The 16,506-nt window shown below is 56.6% G+C and carries 12 protein-coding genes; 1 reads left to right on the top strand and 11 read right to left on the bottom strand.

Going from position 1 to position 16,506, the window contains the following annotated elements:
• Positions 1–10 precede the first annotated feature (10 nt).
• The 6 genes from GZH47_RS30935 to GZH47_RS30910 all read right to left on the bottom strand — a co-directional run bounded on the left by GZH47_RS30935 (position 11) and on the right by GZH47_RS30910 (position 9,212).
• Entirely contained in the window at positions 11–3,766 is a 3,756-nt protein-coding gene (locus GZH47_RS30935; protein ID WP_162644931.1) for a beta-galactosidase, read from the bottom strand.
• A 201-nt stretch (positions 3,767–3,967) separates the two neighbouring features.
• The gene (locus GZH47_RS30930) at positions 3,968–4,804 is read right to left on the bottom strand and encodes a hypothetical protein (RefSeq protein ID WP_162644930.1); all 837 of its coding nucleotides are present in this window, start codon (positions 4,802–4,804) and stop codon (positions 3,968–3,970) included.
• Positions 4,801–5,118, bottom strand: a complete 318-nt coding sequence (locus tag GZH47_RS30925) for a hypothetical protein (protein WP_162644929.1) — start codon at positions 5,116–5,118, stop codon at positions 4,801–4,803. The genes GZH47_RS30930 and GZH47_RS30925 overlap by 4 nt, the downstream gene beginning before the upstream one ends.
• A gap of 18 nt (positions 5,119–5,136) precedes the next feature.
• On the bottom strand, positions 5,137–6,363 hold the full coding sequence (locus GZH47_RS30920; RefSeq protein WP_162644928.1) for a carbohydrate kinase family protein: 1,227 nt from the start codon (positions 6,361–6,363) through the stop codon (positions 5,137–5,139).
• Positions 6,360–7,259, bottom strand: a complete 900-nt coding sequence (locus GZH47_RS30915; RefSeq protein WP_162644927.1) for a 6-phosphogluconolactonase — start codon at positions 7,257–7,259, stop codon at positions 6,360–6,362. The genes GZH47_RS30920 and GZH47_RS30915 overlap by 4 nt, the downstream gene beginning before the upstream one ends.
• A 333-nt stretch (positions 7,260–7,592) precedes the next feature.
• Complete coding sequence (locus tag GZH47_RS30910; RefSeq protein ID WP_162644926.1) at positions 7,593–9,212, bottom strand: extracellular solute-binding protein; 1,620 nt, start codon at positions 9,210–9,212, stop codon at positions 7,593–7,595.
• Between the two features lie 225 nt (positions 9,213–9,437).
• On the opposite strand from GZH47_RS30910, the gene GZH47_RS30905 reads away from it, so the two are divergent.
• A complete protein-coding gene (locus tag GZH47_RS30905) occupies positions 9,438–11,684 on the top strand; it encodes a helix-turn-helix domain-containing protein (protein WP_162644925.1) in 2,247 nt (748 codons plus the stop codon).
• A gap of 531 nt (positions 11,685–12,215) precedes the next feature.
• On the opposite strand, the gene GZH47_RS30900 is transcribed toward GZH47_RS30905, so the two are convergent.
• The 5 genes from GZH47_RS30900 to GZH47_RS30880 form a co-directional block, all read right to left on the bottom strand.
• Entirely contained in the window at positions 12,216–13,184 is a 969-nt protein-coding gene (locus GZH47_RS30900) for a Gfo/Idh/MocA family protein (protein WP_162644924.1), read from the bottom strand.
• The gene (locus GZH47_RS30895; protein ID WP_162644923.1) at positions 13,184–14,650 is read right to left on the bottom strand and encodes a hypothetical protein; all 1,467 of its coding nucleotides are present in this window, start codon (positions 14,648–14,650) and stop codon (positions 13,184–13,186) included. The genes GZH47_RS30900 and GZH47_RS30895 overlap by 1 nt, the downstream gene beginning before the upstream one ends.
• 231 nt (positions 14,651–14,881) lie before the next feature.
• On the bottom strand, positions 14,882–15,097 hold the full coding sequence (locus tag GZH47_RS30890; protein ID WP_162644922.1) for a hypothetical protein: 216 nt from the start codon (positions 15,095–15,097) through the stop codon (positions 14,882–14,884).
• Positions 15,098–15,250: 153 nt separating this feature from the next.
• Positions 15,251–15,970, bottom strand: a complete 720-nt coding sequence (locus GZH47_RS30885; RefSeq protein ID WP_162644921.1) for an AraC family transcriptional regulator — start codon at positions 15,968–15,970, stop codon at positions 15,251–15,253.
• A 60-nt stretch (positions 15,971–16,030) separates the two neighbouring features.
• Positions 16,031–16,489 (bottom strand): NUDIX domain-containing protein, encoded by a 459-nt coding sequence (locus tag GZH47_RS30880; protein ID WP_162644920.1) that lies wholly within the window; start codon positions 16,487–16,489, stop codon positions 16,031–16,033.
• Positions 16,490–16,506: the final 17 nt, after the last annotated feature.

Genomic DNA, 16,506 nt, shown 5'->3' with positions numbered 1-16,506 from the left:
CGGGAATAGATTAATCCAGAACAACTGCCACATGCGAAGCCTCGATGCCCGTTGCCGTATCTTTCACCGTAATCGTCCAGTTCCCCGTTCGGGCGTTGACCGGAATCGCGAACTCATGGGTACACTCGCCGCGTTCCGCATAGATGTTGTCGGAGTAGAGCCATTCGCGGCTGCCGTCGGGACCGGTCGCGTGAACGGTCAACACGCTGGCGAATCGATGCGGTTCGCCGGATGCGAGCGTGAAGCGCGCAATGGCCGTTCGGCCTCGCTTCCACTGGCTTGCTGCATCGATCTGCAGGCCGGTTGCCCGGCAAGGCAGCAGCGCGAACAGCTTCGTATCGCCTTCGGCCAAATCAAATGCCGCCTCGTCGGTATAGCCGACATACCGGCGCTCGCGAACGTCATACACATGCGCCTTCTTCGCGAACGCGAAGCGCATCCCATCGGCTGCACGCTGCCGCTTCTCGCCCGCGCCGACGGCTAATCCGTCATGCCCGAGCGCCTGGCTGCGATTCAGCTTCCGCAAGACGGCGACATAAGCTGCTTCGCCGCTCGCGTAATAGAAGCTTTCGCAGCCTGCCTCGAGAGGGCTGCCGTCGTCGCGCGTCAGCGATGCCGGCTTAGCGGCGCCTGTCAGCCCTATCAGTTGGCGGATCAGCTTGCGCAGCGCGTCACTCTCACCGTCCTGCAAGCGCAGCTTCGGATAATTGGACAGCGGAATGTTGAGATAAACGGCTTTGCCGTCTCCCTGCTCCCGCATATTCACGGCGACGACTTGACGCATGAAATCGTCGCGGTACGCCGGTTGTCCTTCCTTCGTCCGCGTGCCGAACTCGGCCATGCGTTCGTCCTCGAACGCTTCGTCCGGTCTAAAATACGAGAAATCGGCGTTAGCCACGAAGCTGTCGTTGATATAGAACGGCTCGGCCTCCGTCGACAGCCGCTCGATACCGAACAAGCTGTCCAGCATGCCGCTTTCAAGCGTTTGACCATGCTGATCCATCAGGCCGGTCTGGAAATCCCCCATAACGGTGCCGCCTTCGTTGACGAACTGCGTAATAGCGGCCGTCTCCCGTTCGCTCAGCGCGATGGAGTAGGGAAGCACGAGCAGCTTTATGCCTTTGGCCGTCAGCTCGCCTGCTTCGATTTGCTGGGTGGCGATGAAATCATATTGATAACCAAGGTCCTCCAGCATGTCGATCCAGCCTTGGCGGTTGCTCTCGAAGCGCGTCTTGTCGCCGATGATGGCCGTGCCGCGAACGGATGCCATCGAATAATGAAGCGCAATGCCGCAATGATCGCGTTTCGCGACATGCAGCAGCAGCTTGCCGATGCCTTCCTCGCGGATTTCCCGGAATGGCGCGCTCAAATCTTGGGCGCTGCGGCTAAGCGAATAATCGGGATTCAGCAGGCTGTACTCCCAGAACAGATTGCAGAGCGTCAAGCCATGGTAGACGGCATGCCAGACGCCGTATTGCGCGTTTACGCCGTCGACGCCGTAACCGAACCAGCCGCCGATAATCGTGCCCGGCTTGGCGAACGAGCGGTGAAACTCGTATTGATTGCCGACGCCGTACGCTTCGAAATACCCGACATATTGATGCAGACGGTAATAATCGTAGCCGGAATAGGCGGTTGACGCCTGGCAGCCGGACATTCGGATGACACCGCCTTCGTCGGCGCCTTGCACCAGAGAGGCGATTTTGCGATACGCGTCGACGAATGTATGCTCCATGAAACGCCGATGGTCGGTCCACGGGGCGAAACGCCGCGTCTTTCTCGCTTCCTCGCGCGTATAAGGGACGATGTCCTCCCAGCTTCCGAACGCCGTGCCCCATGCGTCGTTGAGCTGTCCGAGATTGGCGTATTCCTGCCGCAGCCAGACGCGCATCTCGCGCATGCAGTGACCGCAGAAACAGAGATCCATCTCGTCGGTGTAGCAGGTGAGCGAGCCTTCGTCGTTGGCGAAATAAGCGATCGGACCGAATTTCTTGAACGCGGACACGGTCTTCGTAATCTTGCTGCGCTGCTCTTCCCAGAACGCAGGATCGTTCAGGCAAGGCACGCGGACCAGATATTGCTTATCGCGGGTCCGGTAGTACTGCTCCTTCCGTTCCACGTACGGTGCCCGATGGTACCAGTACACGCCGAGTCCCGAGGCGCCTGACATGGTCAGCGTCTTTGCGCTGCCGGGATATAGCCCGGTGACGCCGATTTCGCGGTAACGCTCGGCTACGAGATCGAGGAAGTCGCCATGCCCCCGGTTTTGCGGCGCCGTGAACACTTCGAAGTCGTCCATTCGCCGCTGCGACGGCGTGACGACGATCTTGCCGGAGGACCAGCGCTGCAGGATGCGCCCGCCTCGCTTCACGTCGGCCTCTACCGTGATATGCATCGATTTGGAAGCGGTCGCTCGGTACTCGTGCGTTGCCGTCTCTCCGTTTTGCAGCCCGGTTTCCGTTTCCTCGAGCACCCGGCCGAAATCGTCTATGATTCGGACGACGAGCAGGCAAGGCTCGCCTTGCAGGCGGAAGGCCGCGCGAACCGTCTCGCCGACCGTCAGCGTTTCATGGCTGACGGAAGCGTGCGCGAACGACACTGTAGGCGGTTTCTCCAGCACGAACGTGGCGAAATCCAGCACCGTCTCCGCCGCGAGCGCTTCGACTTCGATTCGAAATACGCCTCCGTCCTGCAGCGACTCTGGCAGATCGAGCATGCCGTCGGAACCGCAATTGCCTTCGGTTACGATCCCGTCTAAGACGTCTTTGATCGTATACCGGATCCGGTCGGGCGCCGCGGAGCCTTCGCAGCGGATCGTCCAGCTGTTATCGCCGCGCTCCGCGACGACGAGCGCGCAATCCGGCTCGCGCTTAGCGGCCCAGACGACGCTGCGGTAAACCAGCTCGTAGAAATAGGCGAGGAAGGCGAATGGACAATCGGTCCGAGCGCCTTTCCATTCATCGATGACGGCGTCGAACGTCGACTCCTTCCCCGTGTAATCTTTATGCTGCGGCAGAATGTCGCGCGGATAATAGCCGAATGCGACGACGCGTCCCTGTCCGAACGGCTTGACGGCTGCGATCGGCGCGCCGTCGGCTGCTGCGATCAGCACTTCGCCGGCTGCCTCGTACGGATAATAAGCCAACTGATCGCTCGGCAGCAGCTCCAGCGGTATGCCGCGCGTGATGTAATGCGTCAAGGACGCTGACCAGCGGCCGGATTGAAGCAGATCGAACCGCACCTTCGGATAGCCTTCGCCGGCGTTGTTGTCGACGGCGAAGCCTTCCTCGAACAAGTTGACGAGCGGCGACAACGCTTCGAGCTCCGGCGATTTCGGCTTGTCTTCGCCGTTGAAGGGCCGGATCAGCACGAGCCCCGCGCCGGCTTCCACGCGCCGAAGAACCGCCTGCCGGGTCGCCGGCGTGAAATGCGCCCAGCCGTTCACCGCCGGAATGACGAGCACATCGTAGTGCGCCTCCGAGGTCAGCGCGCGTTCAAGGTTCTCGACCATCACGTGCTGGTCGTCGACCGAGGCGCGGATATCGTAATAATCGCCGATTCCCCACTTGTTCAAATCCCATGCCCGGTCGAACGTGACCGTTTCGAAATCGACGCCGGTACGGCGGATGAATTCGACGATTTCGCGTCCATGCTTGACGCTCGGAACGAAAAACAGCTTCAATCGTTCTCCCGCAGCCGGCATCAGCCGGCTTGGAGAAGAGCTGCCGAAGCCGGTATCGTACGCGATGTCGTATTGCTTTTCCACACGGATCCCTCCTTGGTTGAAAAGCTGTAATTCGGATGCGTATAACTGCGGAGCGAAGCGGGCAGTCGATCGTGGAGAAGCGCCAGCCGAATGCTGCATTAACGTATCGCGACGCAAACGCAAACCAATCCTCTCCGTTTCTGCGCTCGGAATAACGAACCGCGCGCAGCGGCGTTCCCCATCGCATCTTCCGCTCAACGATTAACCCCGGTAACGGTAGATTTGATCGACGGCATGCGGCGTTCCATACTGCTTGCTTAAGACGTCCGCCCGGTTGCGAACGCCGATTCGGTACACGTCGTCCACTTGGCTGATATAGTGCTTGAACGCGAGCTCGATGACCTTCTCGGGATGATGGCGATAAACCCTGCATTCGAGCTCGTGCTCCCTGACGAAGGCGTCCGTCCGCGCCATTTCTTCGGGCGTCGCGATTCCCCCATAAGGCTTATCCTCTTGAAAATAAAACGCCGCCCGCGCTTCTCCCCTCGTCTCTGCGGCCGTGCGGACGGCGGCTTCGCGGACGATGAAGTGGTCGATATGCTCCTTAAACGCGATCGGAAACACGTACGCCGTGTCCGGCTGCATCGCCCACTCGCGGCACCGCGCCAGCATCCGGTCGAAGATCTCGTCGTCCCGCTCATCGAAATGCTCGAACATCCCATGGGGAAACTCCATCTCGCTGCTCGCCATCGCTTTGCCGCGCGTGAAGCATTCCCGCTCTCCAAGCAGCTCGTAGCCGTAATTGCAAGGCCCAAGAAGCTCGTCGATGCAATCCAAGTCCTCGATCAGCCGCTTCCCCGTCGCCAGCTTGATCCGCTCCAAGCTCGCGTCGAAATTGCCGCTGCCGGTATGCGCCAGATAATTGCTGCGCGAGAACACGTTGATCACGCGGAATCGCTTCGTGTTCAGAAGCCCGCGTTCCTTCAGCTCCTGGATGTACCCGCCCAGGAAGAACAGCACATCGTCGTAATGCGGAGAGACGATGACGATATTGGATTCCGGAATGACGTCCTCGATCCGCAGCACGGTATCGGTCATCGATCTCCCTCCAATGTTTCGTAAATTTCGGTATGCGCATCTTGGAAATACGGCAGCTGACGCTTCGCCAGCTCTTCGTGCCTGTGATCCCCTTCGAAGAACGCTAGCGCTTGCTGCACCTCCGCGAGCGTCTCGAATTCGCATTCCCAGATCAGCGTGTTGAGCGGTTCCCTGCCGCTGAATGGCAGATACCGCTTTCCTTTCGGAAAGTCGTCGTGCCTGCGCTCCAGCTCCGCGAATTGATGCTCAAGTTCCAAGAACTCCGCTCTGTTAGCAGCTTGAAATCGCTGCACAAGCCGCAATTTAAACGCCATGATCGTTCCCTCCTCCTCTCATGTTTCGCTAGTCGACAGCATATAAGCGAACGCTTTGCCAAGCGCAATCCGGTGCTCTCTGGCAAATTTGGCAAGCCTGCTTGCACTCGCATCCGGATGAATCGAATGCGGGGATGTGACGGAGAGCGCGGCAAGCAGCGTCCCGAGCTCGACCGCGCTCTCGAGCGGCTCTGCGCCGAAATGCGATTCGTCGGCATGCTTCGCGAATGGCAGTCCGCAGCAGAGGCCGCTTAGGATGCCGCCCAGCATCGCGTCGCCCGCGCCTGCCGTGTTGACGGCGGCCACGCGCAGCGGCGGCGTATGGATCAGCTCGCCTTCGGCATAGCTGTAGCAGCCGGCGGCGCCGTCCGTCATCACGAATTTGATGCGCGGATTGCGGCGCGACAGAAACGCGGCGCAGCGCACCGCGATGTCTCTGCTTTCGCTGTCCTTGCTATCGCTGTCCTTGCTGCCGCTGCCGCTGGTGATGCCCTTGACGATGCTGCCGCTGCTGCCGCCCCCCGCTGAATCCCGCTCCTGATCCGGCGCGGCTATAGCGCGCGCTTCTTCCGCATTGACCGCAAGCAGGTCCGTCAGCTCCCAGCCGCCGGCTTCCCCGAAGGCGGCGACCTCGGAAGCGAGCACCGATGCCGCGGTGAAGCTCCCCCTCGCCCTGCCCCTCGCAAGCAGCGCCATTCGGGCCGGGAGCGGCACTTCCGGAGCGGCAAGCACGATCTCGTTCGCGCCGAAGCGGTCGGACTGCCCGGTGAAGGCATATCCGGCAAAAGCACGTTCGATATCCTCCGGCTGCACGAGGCTGCTGGCGCCGTTGGACGTCGTAATATTGCCGCCTGCCAAATCGGGGTATTGGAAGCAAACGCTGAAAAGCGTTCTAGCGCCCGTCACCTGGCCGACATGCTCGACGGACATTCCGGACCCGCGCAGCTGCCGAATAAGCGACTCGCCTTCCGAATCCGCGCCTACTTTGCCGATCGGAACCAGCTCGAATCCATGCCCGGTTTCGTTCGCGGCTCCCGCTTGCAGCAGTACGGCCGGGTAATGGCAGATGATATGGAGCTTGCAGTAATCCTGCGCTTCCGTCAGCTCGCCCAGCCGGCTTTCGTTCCTGCCGAGCGTCTGCTCGCCGGCGAGACGGAAGAGGATGCCCGAGCCGATGCCCCCGGTTCCGATCAATCGCGCATACCGGTAGGATGCCTCGCCATGGATTGGCCGAAGCGCGTTCATGCATTCACCCCGGTCCACGCCCAGTCCTGGTTTTCCGCGATGGGATGCCTGGCCGTTTCCAGCGTCGCCGTGATAAGCGCGTCGGGATGCGTTTGAAGCAATGTCAGCGGGTATTCCGAACTTTCTTCCGAGAAGAGCGCGACCCGCAAAGCGGTTTGCTTCCAAGCGCCGGTGTCGCTGTAGATGCGCACTTTCTTGGCCGACAAGCATTCTTTCATGCCCAGCGTGATCGACATCGGCGGCACGAATTGGTAAGCCCCGCCATAGGTGCGATGGGCTAACGCGATGATCGTGTCGAGGTTATTCTCCTGCACGCGAAGCTCCGAATTGCGCAGCTGCTCCACCGTAATGGCGCTATACGGATGTCTTCTCGCCTGATTGTAGGCCAGGTGGCCGTCTTGGCCCCAGCCTCCAAGCGTGAGATCGATCGGCGCCTCGGCGATGCGGGCTTTGATCGTTTCCATCGCGGCTGGCAGCGGGAAAAACCGCTGTTCCAACGGGACGGCCAGCTCCGGACGAATGCCGCCGTAGAAGTGCCGCTCCATGAACGTCCGGAAATTGTACGGATCGCCTTCCGCGAGCGGCTTTCCTTCCCAATCCAGACATTCGTCCATATGGAACACGGTCATGTTCCGCAGCGAGATTTCTTCTTCGTTCACGATCGCCGCGAACGGTTCATACCACGCCTTCGGCCCGCAAGGCACGATTGCGCGGTACGGCCGACCCTCTTCGTTCGCCCGGCGGATGTCGTCTGCGAATTCCCTGGCCATCGCCGTGCCCATTTCGGCCGAATCCGTAACGATCCGAAGCGGGATTTTCCGGTCCGGATGCGCTGTCAATTGTTCAACCGGAACTTTGCACCACGCGTAAAGCTCTTGATTCGCAATCGGACACATAGCGTCTGGTCTCCTTTTCTCTGCTTCTAAGCCTCATTCCAAGCCTAGAGCAACTGATAGCGGAAGGAAATCGCCAGTTCTTTGACTGCTTCAACTATTTATCATGCATGCAAAAATAAGTGAAACAGCGTTAAAATCGACCAGTCCGTTTGGCAGCCGCAGCAGCCCGTTTGCCCGCATTCACGTTTCGCAGCACGCCAGACACTGCGGATTGGCCGGTATCGCGCCTATGACAAAAAAGCCTCTGCATCTCGCAGAGGCTCCAATCTATCGGTTCGTTTTCTCCCTTAACGCTTATTCTACTTGCTTAACGCTTATTCTACTTGCTCCCGCCTATCCCCATCCCGGTTGGATCTGCTCTTCATCAAGCATGCGATTCACTTCGTCGATGATCGCTTGTCCGCCGTCATCCAAATACCATTTGACCGCCGCATCCCAATTCGCCATGCTTTCGCTGCCCACGATCATCCGGGTCACATGTGCGTTAAAATCCCGCTCTAGCTCAGCCTCGTTCGTTTCTTTCAGCGGCGAAACGATCGCATCGACGGGATTTTGATAAAACTTGACCGATTGCAGCGTATTCACCGCATCTTGCACGAATTGTTTCGCCAGCGGGTCGGTAAATGCGCCCGGCAGCTGCACGGCCTCGTCGTTCGGTGCCCAATAGCGCCCGACCAAGTAATTTTTCGGCCGCAAATCCTGTCCGTCGATCGTCTCGACCGCGACGCCGTCTTTCATCGCATACCCTTTGCCTTCGCCGCCGTATTGCCAGTCAAAATCGGGATTTTGCGGGTTACGGTCCTCCCATGGAATCCAAGCGCTCATATAATCGAGCATGCCCAGAATGCGGTCGATCTTCTCCGGATTATCCTTCAAATTCGCATTCAGCATGATCATCTGATAGAAGCCTTTGCCCGTGGATGTAAAGCCGCTTTGTCCGTCGTCCTGCTTGAACGGCGGTATGACGGCCAGCTTCGCCGCCGGCTGGAGCGTTCTCAGACTAGCAAACCGCTTCTCGCTGAAATCATACGGCTGCTCGAAATACATCCCGTACTTTCCGCTGAAGAAATCGTTGCGCACGTCGTTCGCCTTGGAGACGGCCCAATCCTTCGTCAGCGCTCCTGCCGCGTACAGCTTGGCCAGAAAATCAACCTGTTCTTTATTGCCGTTCGTAATCAGGCCGGGAACGAGCTGGCCTCGGTCGTTCTTCTCGTACCATGCGGTCGAGTCCCATTCGACGCCCATCGCCGCTCCGTACAGCATGCCCGTATCGACGGAGGACAGTCCGAGTCCGTACGTGTCGTTCTTGCCGTTCCGATCCGGATCGTCCTTCGCGAAAGCGACCAGCACATCAAGCAGTTCCTCGTAATTCGTCGGCATCTTAAGGCCGAGATTGTCCAGCCAGTCCTGCCGGATGACCGGCTGTTTGCCGTACTTCGTCGTGAACCATCTCGGAATCGCATAGATGCTGCCGTCCACGGTTACGGAATGCCATATGCGCTCGGGAATTCCGGAGAGCGCCGGGTAACGCTTGATTTCATCGTTCAACGGTAGGAACGCGCCCTGCTTCGCCCATTTCATGAAATTGGCATCCGGGCCTTCCAGACCGATCATATCCGGCAGCTCGCCGCCCGCCATCGTGACCGCCAGCTTCTCGGGATACTCCTGCATATAAGAGAAGCGCGGCTTGAAATCGATATTGAATTTCTTATCGATCGCCGATACGGCCGGACCTTGGGCAGATGGGATAACCGCATCCCACATGCCGTCCATATAAGTAACGGACATCGTTCCGCTCGCTTGGCCGGCAGGGGGTTCTGATGAAGCGTCGGATGCAACCCTTGTCGTCCCATTATTAGCGTCCGTCGTTGATTGGCCTTCGTTGCCGCTGCAAGCCGCAGCTGATCCTAACGCGATGATCATGAACAAGATCGCGACGAACCGCTTTCCCATTAGCATCCCCTCCGTTTGCGCAGATGACCTGGATTCCGCTTTCTATCTCATTCGACGACCGCACCCCCTATTTCCTGTATGCAAACGTCGTTTTAATAGCTTGCAGGACACAATAAGCCTTATTTACTGAATTTTCATAAAAATCTATCATCGATCTTGATAAATTATTTTTCCGATGCTACGATGGGTTCATCTCATTTATTCCATAGGAATCGGAGGAAAATAATGAGAAGCATTCAGCGATTCAAGATGATTTCGGGTTCCCTGTTTATCCAGTTGCTGCTGAGCTTTCTAGCCATCCTCGTCCCGCTCCTATCCTTCTTCTTCTTCTCCTTCACGCTGCTTAAGAAGCACGCCGCCGCCGAAGTCATCCGCTACAACACGCTCAATATGAATCGGACGATCGATAAATACGAGAATCATTTCAGCCAAATCCGCAGCATCGGTCTCGACCTGCTGCTAGACGAGAAGCTCGCGTCGCTCGACCGATCGGCGATCGATTATATCAATGCCCGCCTGTTGATGAAATCGATTAACGGCTACTTGAGTCATACGGACATCGCGGCCCAGAACATCTTCATTTCCTTCAAACAAAGCGATTTCGTTATCTCAAGCGACCGCGGCGCGGATGCGCAAGAAATGTTCGCGAGGTATTACCACAGCGACGATTACGGGCCGGACTTCTGGACCTCCCAATTCGATCAGCCCGGAAGCTTTCGGATTCTTCCGGCATCCGATTTCAGCGAGGTATCCGCCAATCAAGCCTCGTTCCTAGGCAGATACATACCAGTCGTGATACGGAACTCCTACTTGCCCGACTATCAAGTCATAATTATGCTGGATGCGGACAAAATGCTGGCAAGCTTCAACGATTCCGCGCACGATCAGTTTATGATGCTGGGTACGGGCGGCAGCAGCCTGTTCGCAGAGAACGTCAGCAAGCTTCAATCGCTGCCGGCTTTGCCGCAGGGCAAGCACTACGCGAAGAGCGGAAAGGACTTTTATTTCTACCGAACTGGCAACGTTACCGGCATTCAATACGTCAACATCGTTCCGGACAATATCGTGACGGACAGTCTCAGAAACATGAACAAAGTGCTGGTCACGCTTCTGCTGCTTTTTACGATACTGAGCTTTGGCGCGGCCTGGTTCTTCACGAAACGGTTCCATAATCCGATCAAAGGCATCATGAAATCGATTCAGGAGCTGAACACTCCCTCTTCCGTGCAAAGCAATATTCACGAATTCCAGTTTATTCATGACCAAGTCCGCCACCTCGTGCAGACCAATAATACGATCGACCAAGCCAACTCTCGCAAAAACTCGCTGCTGAGCTATTATGCATTCATGAATAAAATCAAAAATATCAAGGTGAGCGATCAGGAAATCTATGATTTTGCCATTGAAGTACCTTATCGTCTCCTGCTGTTCCGCCTCCAATTCACGCCTGCCTTTTACGCGGATATCGACGAGAACGAGGGCAGAGCCTCTTATTTCGTCAGGGAATATATCGATTCTCATCTGAAGGAGCATGTCCAGACGCAAACGGTCCAACTGGAGCGCGATCAGATCTTGTCGCTCGTATCCGGAGATGCCGTGCACGAGGATATTCCGGCGTTTATCGATCAACTGAAGGAAATCTTCGATCTCGATCAGCGCTATTGGTCCATTACGATCGGTGTCGGAGACTTATATCGCCATTCTTCCGATCTCACGACGGGTTACGAGCAAGTACTAGCTTTAATGGGGAACCGGAAGCTCGAGAATATGACCCAGATCATCACGCTCGCGGACCCGCCGCCCGAATGGCACACGCCGCTGACGAGAGCGCAGGAGCAGGAATTGGATATGAACTTAGCCGCGGGGAATCGCGAGTCCGTCCTGCGCATCGTATGTAAAGTATTCGGGACCATGGAGAAGAAAGCGGCAACCGCGGAGCAGTTCTATGCATTCGCGGACAGCTTGACGCAACTGGCCGCCAAAAGCCTTGACGCTCTTCAGCTCGATGCCGCGTCGCTGCAGCGTTATCTGTCGTCGGCAGGCCGCGTGCGGGGCTGCTCGAATATCGAGGAGCTGCGGCAATACGTCGTTGGACTGCTGACTTTCGCCGCGGACCGAATCCACGAGCGGAAAGCGTCGCGCGATAACATTATCGATTTCGTTACGAATTACATGGAAGAGCATTATCGCGACGATATTACGCTCGATATTTTGTCGGATAAGCTGAATATATCGGCCAGCTACTTATCGACATATTTTAAGACGAAGACGGGCATGAACTTCATCGATTACATCAACAATTATCGGATCGACCTTGCCAAGTCGCTGCTCAAGGGCGCCGACATGCGCATACAGGACGTGGCGTCCGAAGTCGGCTATCAGAATATCAATTCCTTCAACCGGATGTTCAAGAAGATCAGCGGTATTACGCCCAGCGAATTTCGCAAACAGCATTATATTCTGGAAGGCTAAGCGAAGAAGCCGCTTCGTTCACGGTCTCGCGAACAAGGCGGCTTCATCTGGTTCCTATCCGTCCTCCTATCTAACGATGTAAGTTTATCCTTTACAGGTGCATACGTTCATGATATCATCTAACACTGCAAGGCGAAGACTAACACCGTTAGTTGAAAACCGGGGTCTTCATTGGCATCACGCAAAATACCACCGTTATGGCGCTTGGCAATTTCTTTGGTATAGGTCGTGCTAGATGAGCAATAATAGGATGATTGCCCCGTCACCGGTCGACCTGCGAATCGTCGGTTATCATCGTTTTCATAAAGGAGAAGAAGCCATGTCCGAACAATCAACATCCCTAACGAATTTGAAGTCGTGCTTGAGAATATGAAAAAATACTTATGATATGCCAATCGCCAACTCGAAGAAATTCGCAAGTGTAATAGAACAGCGACAGTCCAGGACTTTATTATCGCGTCCTTGGCTGTCGCTGTTTCAATTAGTAGGGTCAGTCTAAAGCGTGAAATGAATACATCCAGTCTACGTTCCTTACTTCCGGTAAGCTATCGCCCGCCCCCGTATCGCTTCCATCACATCGATCGACTGCCGCGAGGAGCGCAAGTCGTCCCGCAGCGGCCATCCCTCCCGCAGCGCGTCGATGAAGCTCGCATTCTCGTCGTAGAAGCCGAAAGCTTCCAGCCAATCGCCTTCCGCTTGGTAGACCTCGCCTCTTCCCTTCTCCGCGTACTTCATCGAAGCGGTCTGACCGACGCCTTCCAGCAGCGGCAGCTGCATCTCGCAGGAGAAGCCTTCTCCGCGGACGGTGACCTTCTCCATCGCCACGCCGGAGTACGGATAACAAAGCAGCTGGACGCGAACGCCGTTCTCGAATAGGCCATCCGCGATAATATTCGCTACGCCCGGGCCTACATCTTCAAGCTCTTCATAGCGGAATTGCAGCTCGGCGTAATCGGAGCCGGCAATGAACCGGGCAGCGTCGATGGCATGGACCGCGGTCGTCGAGAAGTCGGCATCCGTCCGGTCGATGCGGATCATCTCGTACGCGATGTTGTAGATTCGTCTGCTCGGCGCCGCGTTCAAGCGGGCGATCAGCTTGCGGGTCAGCGGAGCGAACCGCCGGTTGAACGCAACGCGGTGCGGAATGCCAAGCTTGGCCGCCCGTTCTTGCAGCAGCTGCGTCTCTGCCGAGTCGATGCCCGGAGGCTTTTCCAGGAAGACGGGAATGCCCGCATCCATCGCTTGCAGCGCCAGCGAGGCGGTGTATTCGACCGACACGACGATCCATACCGCATCCAGCCGTTCGTTTTCCAGCATCTCTTGAAAGCTCGAATAGGCGCGCGAGAATCCGAAATCCGCGCGGAAAGCTTCGGCCGCTTCCGTATTCACGTCGCAGCAGGCAGCCAGCACGAGATCCGCATGCGTCTCCCGATATCGCTTCAAACAAGGGCCATGCGTAGCCCTGGAATGCCAGCCGCAGCCGGCGAGGCCGATCCTCATCAGACGCCGCACCTCCAATTCGTATCCGAGTGATCCTTCAATCGGATGGCCAGCGAACCATCGGGTTCGGTTGGCTGCGCGCAAGCCCATTGCACGGGCTTGCATACGCCGGGTTTGACCTCAAGCTGGAGCGCCAGCCTGATTTCTTTGCCGTGCCAATCCTGCGGCAGAATCATCGAGGCCAAGCTGACCTTGCCGGGAATCGGGCTGCCTTTATCCAATTTCCCGCGTAATTTCACGGTACCCTCCGGATCGGCCGCTTCCAGCCACAACGTTCCCGGGACGCCGGAAACGCCGTCATTCGCCAGCGCGACGACGAGCTCATCGGTTCCGAACCGTTTGCGCTGCCAAATCCACGAAGGACGCAGCCGATAACCGAGGCGGCGCCGAAGCGTTTCAATGCCGGCCGGATACCGTTCATGGTAGTCGGCGATAGCGGCAGCTTCGGTCCACAGCCCCCAGTAATTTCCGCCGATATCCAGCGCATGCAGCATGGAGTTAGCGATGACATCGATGTTCGCAGTATCGAAGGCGAGGCTGGATAGCTTGAAATGCCGGTAATAACCGTCTTCGATGACCGCGGCCGTCCAAGGCGAGCGGTTCGCGATCGCTTCGATTTGCTCCGGTTCGTCGAGGACGATGCTGTCCGTTCGCACCCAGCAAGCTTCGTTCATGGCATACTCGCGCACGATCCGGTTGCCGGTCTGACTAATATCCGGCTGCGTATTGACTGCAAGCGGCGTATGCTTCCATCGTTCAATCTGCTGCCGGGTCATGCGCATGAACGTATGCTCGGCTGTCGCATAGTCGGGAAACGGATTTTTCAAGTCGTTCGTATGCCCTTCTCCCCAGAAGCCGTACATCATCAAATCCACGAATTCGATGCGCGGATCGCCGTCGAACCTTGCCGCGAGCAGCTCGTTTAACTCCTGGAAAGCGGCTTGGAACGCCGGATGATCGTAACGCGGCTCCAGATAGTCGTAGTCATGGCCCGGGAAACGGCCGATGTTGACGAGCGGCACCTGTCCGATCAAGAAATCCGGCATGGCCAGCCGCTGCGGCTGCGGATTCGGGCTCGACAGCTGGATGCGGAAAGCGACGCGAAGCCCGTGCTTTTCGGCGGCTCGCAGCGTGGTTTCCCAGATCGGATGCAGATTCAGGCTTCCAGCCTCGGTTTGGACATGCCGCCAATCGCAGCGAATATAGAGCACGTCCACGTAAGGCAGCTTCGCCAATTGTTCCACATGCTCCTCGATCGTCTCAAGACCGTTTCTCGCGTTCAGCGACGGCCCATTCTCTTCCCATGCATAGGCGATGAGCCCCATACCCGGATTTCGAATCGGCTCGGAAGACGGCGTCGTCATGAAAATCGTGTACCATCCGTTGTCCTGTTCGATCTGAAACGGCCCTTGATATAAGCGGCCCAGCTCGATAACGTTCGTGCTTGCAGCTGTTTCTGTTTCCATCAGCGGCTCCACTCCTTCTTCGTAATCTGCAACTTTGCGCTTCGTCCCTATTGCCAACTTACCGAATGCAGCCTCGGAAAGATATCGCCGATTTTATAACTCGTTCATCTTTTTTTCGATTATCCTCATTCGCGAGCACAATAAAAAAAAGCGACGACTTGCGATGCTCCGAAAAACGGAACAGGCCGCCTAGTGCCGGCAGCCTGTGATCGTGATTCCATGTTGTTTTGGTTAAGAGAGGGTGGCGGTATCTGTCTCATTGAATAGATTATGGAGAAACAGATAGAGTTTCTTGGCTTGTTGAATGTCCAGATGAATGCTTTTATCGGCTACCAGGCGGTTATCCATGTCGGCATGCGCGATCGCTTCGACGATTTCGATTTCCGTAGACTCCGGGTGATACAAGAGAATAATTTCCTTCTTCTTCAGCTCTCTATCGGCTTGCATAGCCATTCCCCCTCGTTCAGATAAACTAGTATATTCCCGAACAGAGGTTAATAGAAGCTGCATGTACTTGGGCTTCCGATTCTGCTTCCGAATCCAATCGGAACTGCGGACTTCCGAAGCGTTCGCTGCGCCTTCGCCGCAGCCCGCTCCTCCCTAGGATTGGATGATCGCTTCCATAATCGCAACATATTGCGTATCGCCGAGCCCATAGTGCGGAAACCGCCGAAATAGGCATTTCATCAGCGCGTTGTGCGATAATTTCTCATTATCCTTGATGAAAGCCGTGATTTCGTTCTCGGGTTTCTTATATTCCAAGTACAGCTCGATCCCCTTGCGAAGAATCGGCAAGCTCGGCGTTGCCGGGCTCGCATGTTGTACCAATACCTGCCTATAGAGCAAGTCATAGTCATCCGAAGGCAGATCGGTTACCGCAATCTCGCCGGTTTGCTCGTTTACCTGGTGGAAGATGAGGCTTCCCTTATAGTTCGTCTGCTGCAGATAGGCGAGCACGGTCAGCATATTCATCTGACAGAACATATCGTCGCCGAACCAAAGCACGATGCAATCATGCTTGCCTTCAAACAGCGGTTTCATCGGTTGAATCGTCATTTGGTCATAATCCTGCATCGAAACGCCATGTCCCGCTGCCCGCAATCGGATGAAGGCATCGCTGAAAATAGCATCGCAAGTTTCGTTCGCGCACATCGCTTCATTGAACGGCGCATAGTCGTGCTGCGGAATCCGTAACGAATGCGCTGCGAATTGATCAGCCATTGCTTGACCGTTCAAGATATGCAGCATCGGCCGCCGTTCCCCTGCGTTTCCGAGGTTCAGTTGCAGCTCTTCGATTCGCGTTATCATTGTAGGTTGCATCGGTACCCTTCCTTTCGTCGCTTACACGGAATGTGATTCGTTCCTGTTCCTGCTCCTGCTCTATGCTTCGTTATCGTAGTTCTTGCGGACGACCAAATGGGAGGCAACGACCTTTCGTTCTTCGAGATAAGCCAATATTCCTTCCGGATACACGGGCTTCCCGCGCAATTGCTCCATCGTGCGCCATGTCAGTTGAATCCCTTCCGCTTCACTATGCGCGATCGCGTCTTGAATCCGCTCCTCGTTGACCGCTCCCCAATGCAGGATGGTGCAATCATGCCGCTGCTTGCCGTCATATTCGACGATACTTTCGTTCACGCAGGCGATGGCGCCGATCTCCGCTTGCAAGTCGAACTCCTCGATCAGCTCCCTGCGAATAGCCTCCGCGGCCGTCTCCCCGAACTCAACCGTGCCCCCTGGAAAGCGATAGAAGGCTTCATCCGCCGCGCACTGAACCAAGATCGACTGATCATGGCGATGGACGATGATGGCCTCGGCTCTTAATAGCGGTCGGTTCATGGCCAACTCCCTCCTAG

The sequence above is a fragment of the Paenibacillus rhizovicinus genome (genome assembly GCF_010365285.1).
Lineage (GTDB): Bacteria > Bacillota > Bacilli > Paenibacillales > Paenibacillaceae > Paenibacillus_Z > Paenibacillus_Z rhizovicinus.
This window is presented reverse-complemented; position numbering and strand designations above follow the sequence as displayed.

What these genes read in the sequence shown, in the direction of transcription:
- GZH47_RS30930 (WP_162644930.1), bottom strand. Translation starts at nt 4,804, where the DNA reads ATGACCGATACCGTGCTGCGGATCGAGGACGTCATTCCGGAATCCAAT.
- GZH47_RS30925 (WP_162644929.1), bottom strand. Translation starts at nt 5,118, where the DNA reads ATGGCGTTTAAATTGCGGCTTGTGCAGCGATTTCAAGCTGCTAACAGA.
- GZH47_RS30920 (WP_162644928.1), bottom strand. Translation starts at nt 6,363, where the DNA reads ATGAACGCGCTTCGGCCAATCCATGGCGAGGCATCCTACCGGTATGCG.
- GZH47_RS30915 (WP_162644927.1), bottom strand. Translation starts at nt 7,259, where the DNA reads ATGTGTCCGATTGCGAATCAAGAGCTTTACGCGTGGTGCAAAGTTCCG.
- GZH47_RS30910 (WP_162644926.1), bottom strand. Translation starts at nt 9,212, where the DNA reads ATGGGAAAGCGGTTCGTCGCGATCTTGTTCATGATCATCGCGTTAGGA.
- GZH47_RS30905 (WP_162644925.1), top strand. Translation starts at nt 9,438, where the DNA reads ATGAGAAGCATTCAGCGATTCAAGATGATTTCGGGTTCCCTGTTTATC.
- GZH47_RS30900 (WP_162644924.1), bottom strand. Translation starts at nt 13,184, where the DNA reads ATGAGGATCGGCCTCGCCGGCTGCGGCTGGCATTCCAGGGCTACGCAT.
- GZH47_RS30895 (WP_162644923.1), bottom strand. Translation starts at nt 14,650, where the DNA reads ATGGAAACAGAAACAGCTGCAAGCACGAACGTTATCGAGCTGGGCCGC.
- GZH47_RS30890 (WP_162644922.1), bottom strand. Translation starts at nt 15,097, where the DNA reads ATGCAAGCCGATAGAGAGCTGAAGAAGAAGGAAATTATTCTCTTGTAT.
- GZH47_RS30885 (WP_162644921.1), bottom strand. Translation starts at nt 15,970, where the DNA reads ATGCAACCTACAATGATAACGCGAATCGAAGAGCTGCAACTGAACCTC.
- GZH47_RS30880 (WP_162644920.1), bottom strand. Translation starts at nt 16,489, where the DNA reads ATGAACCGACCGCTATTAAGAGCCGAGGCCATCATCGTCCATCGCCAT.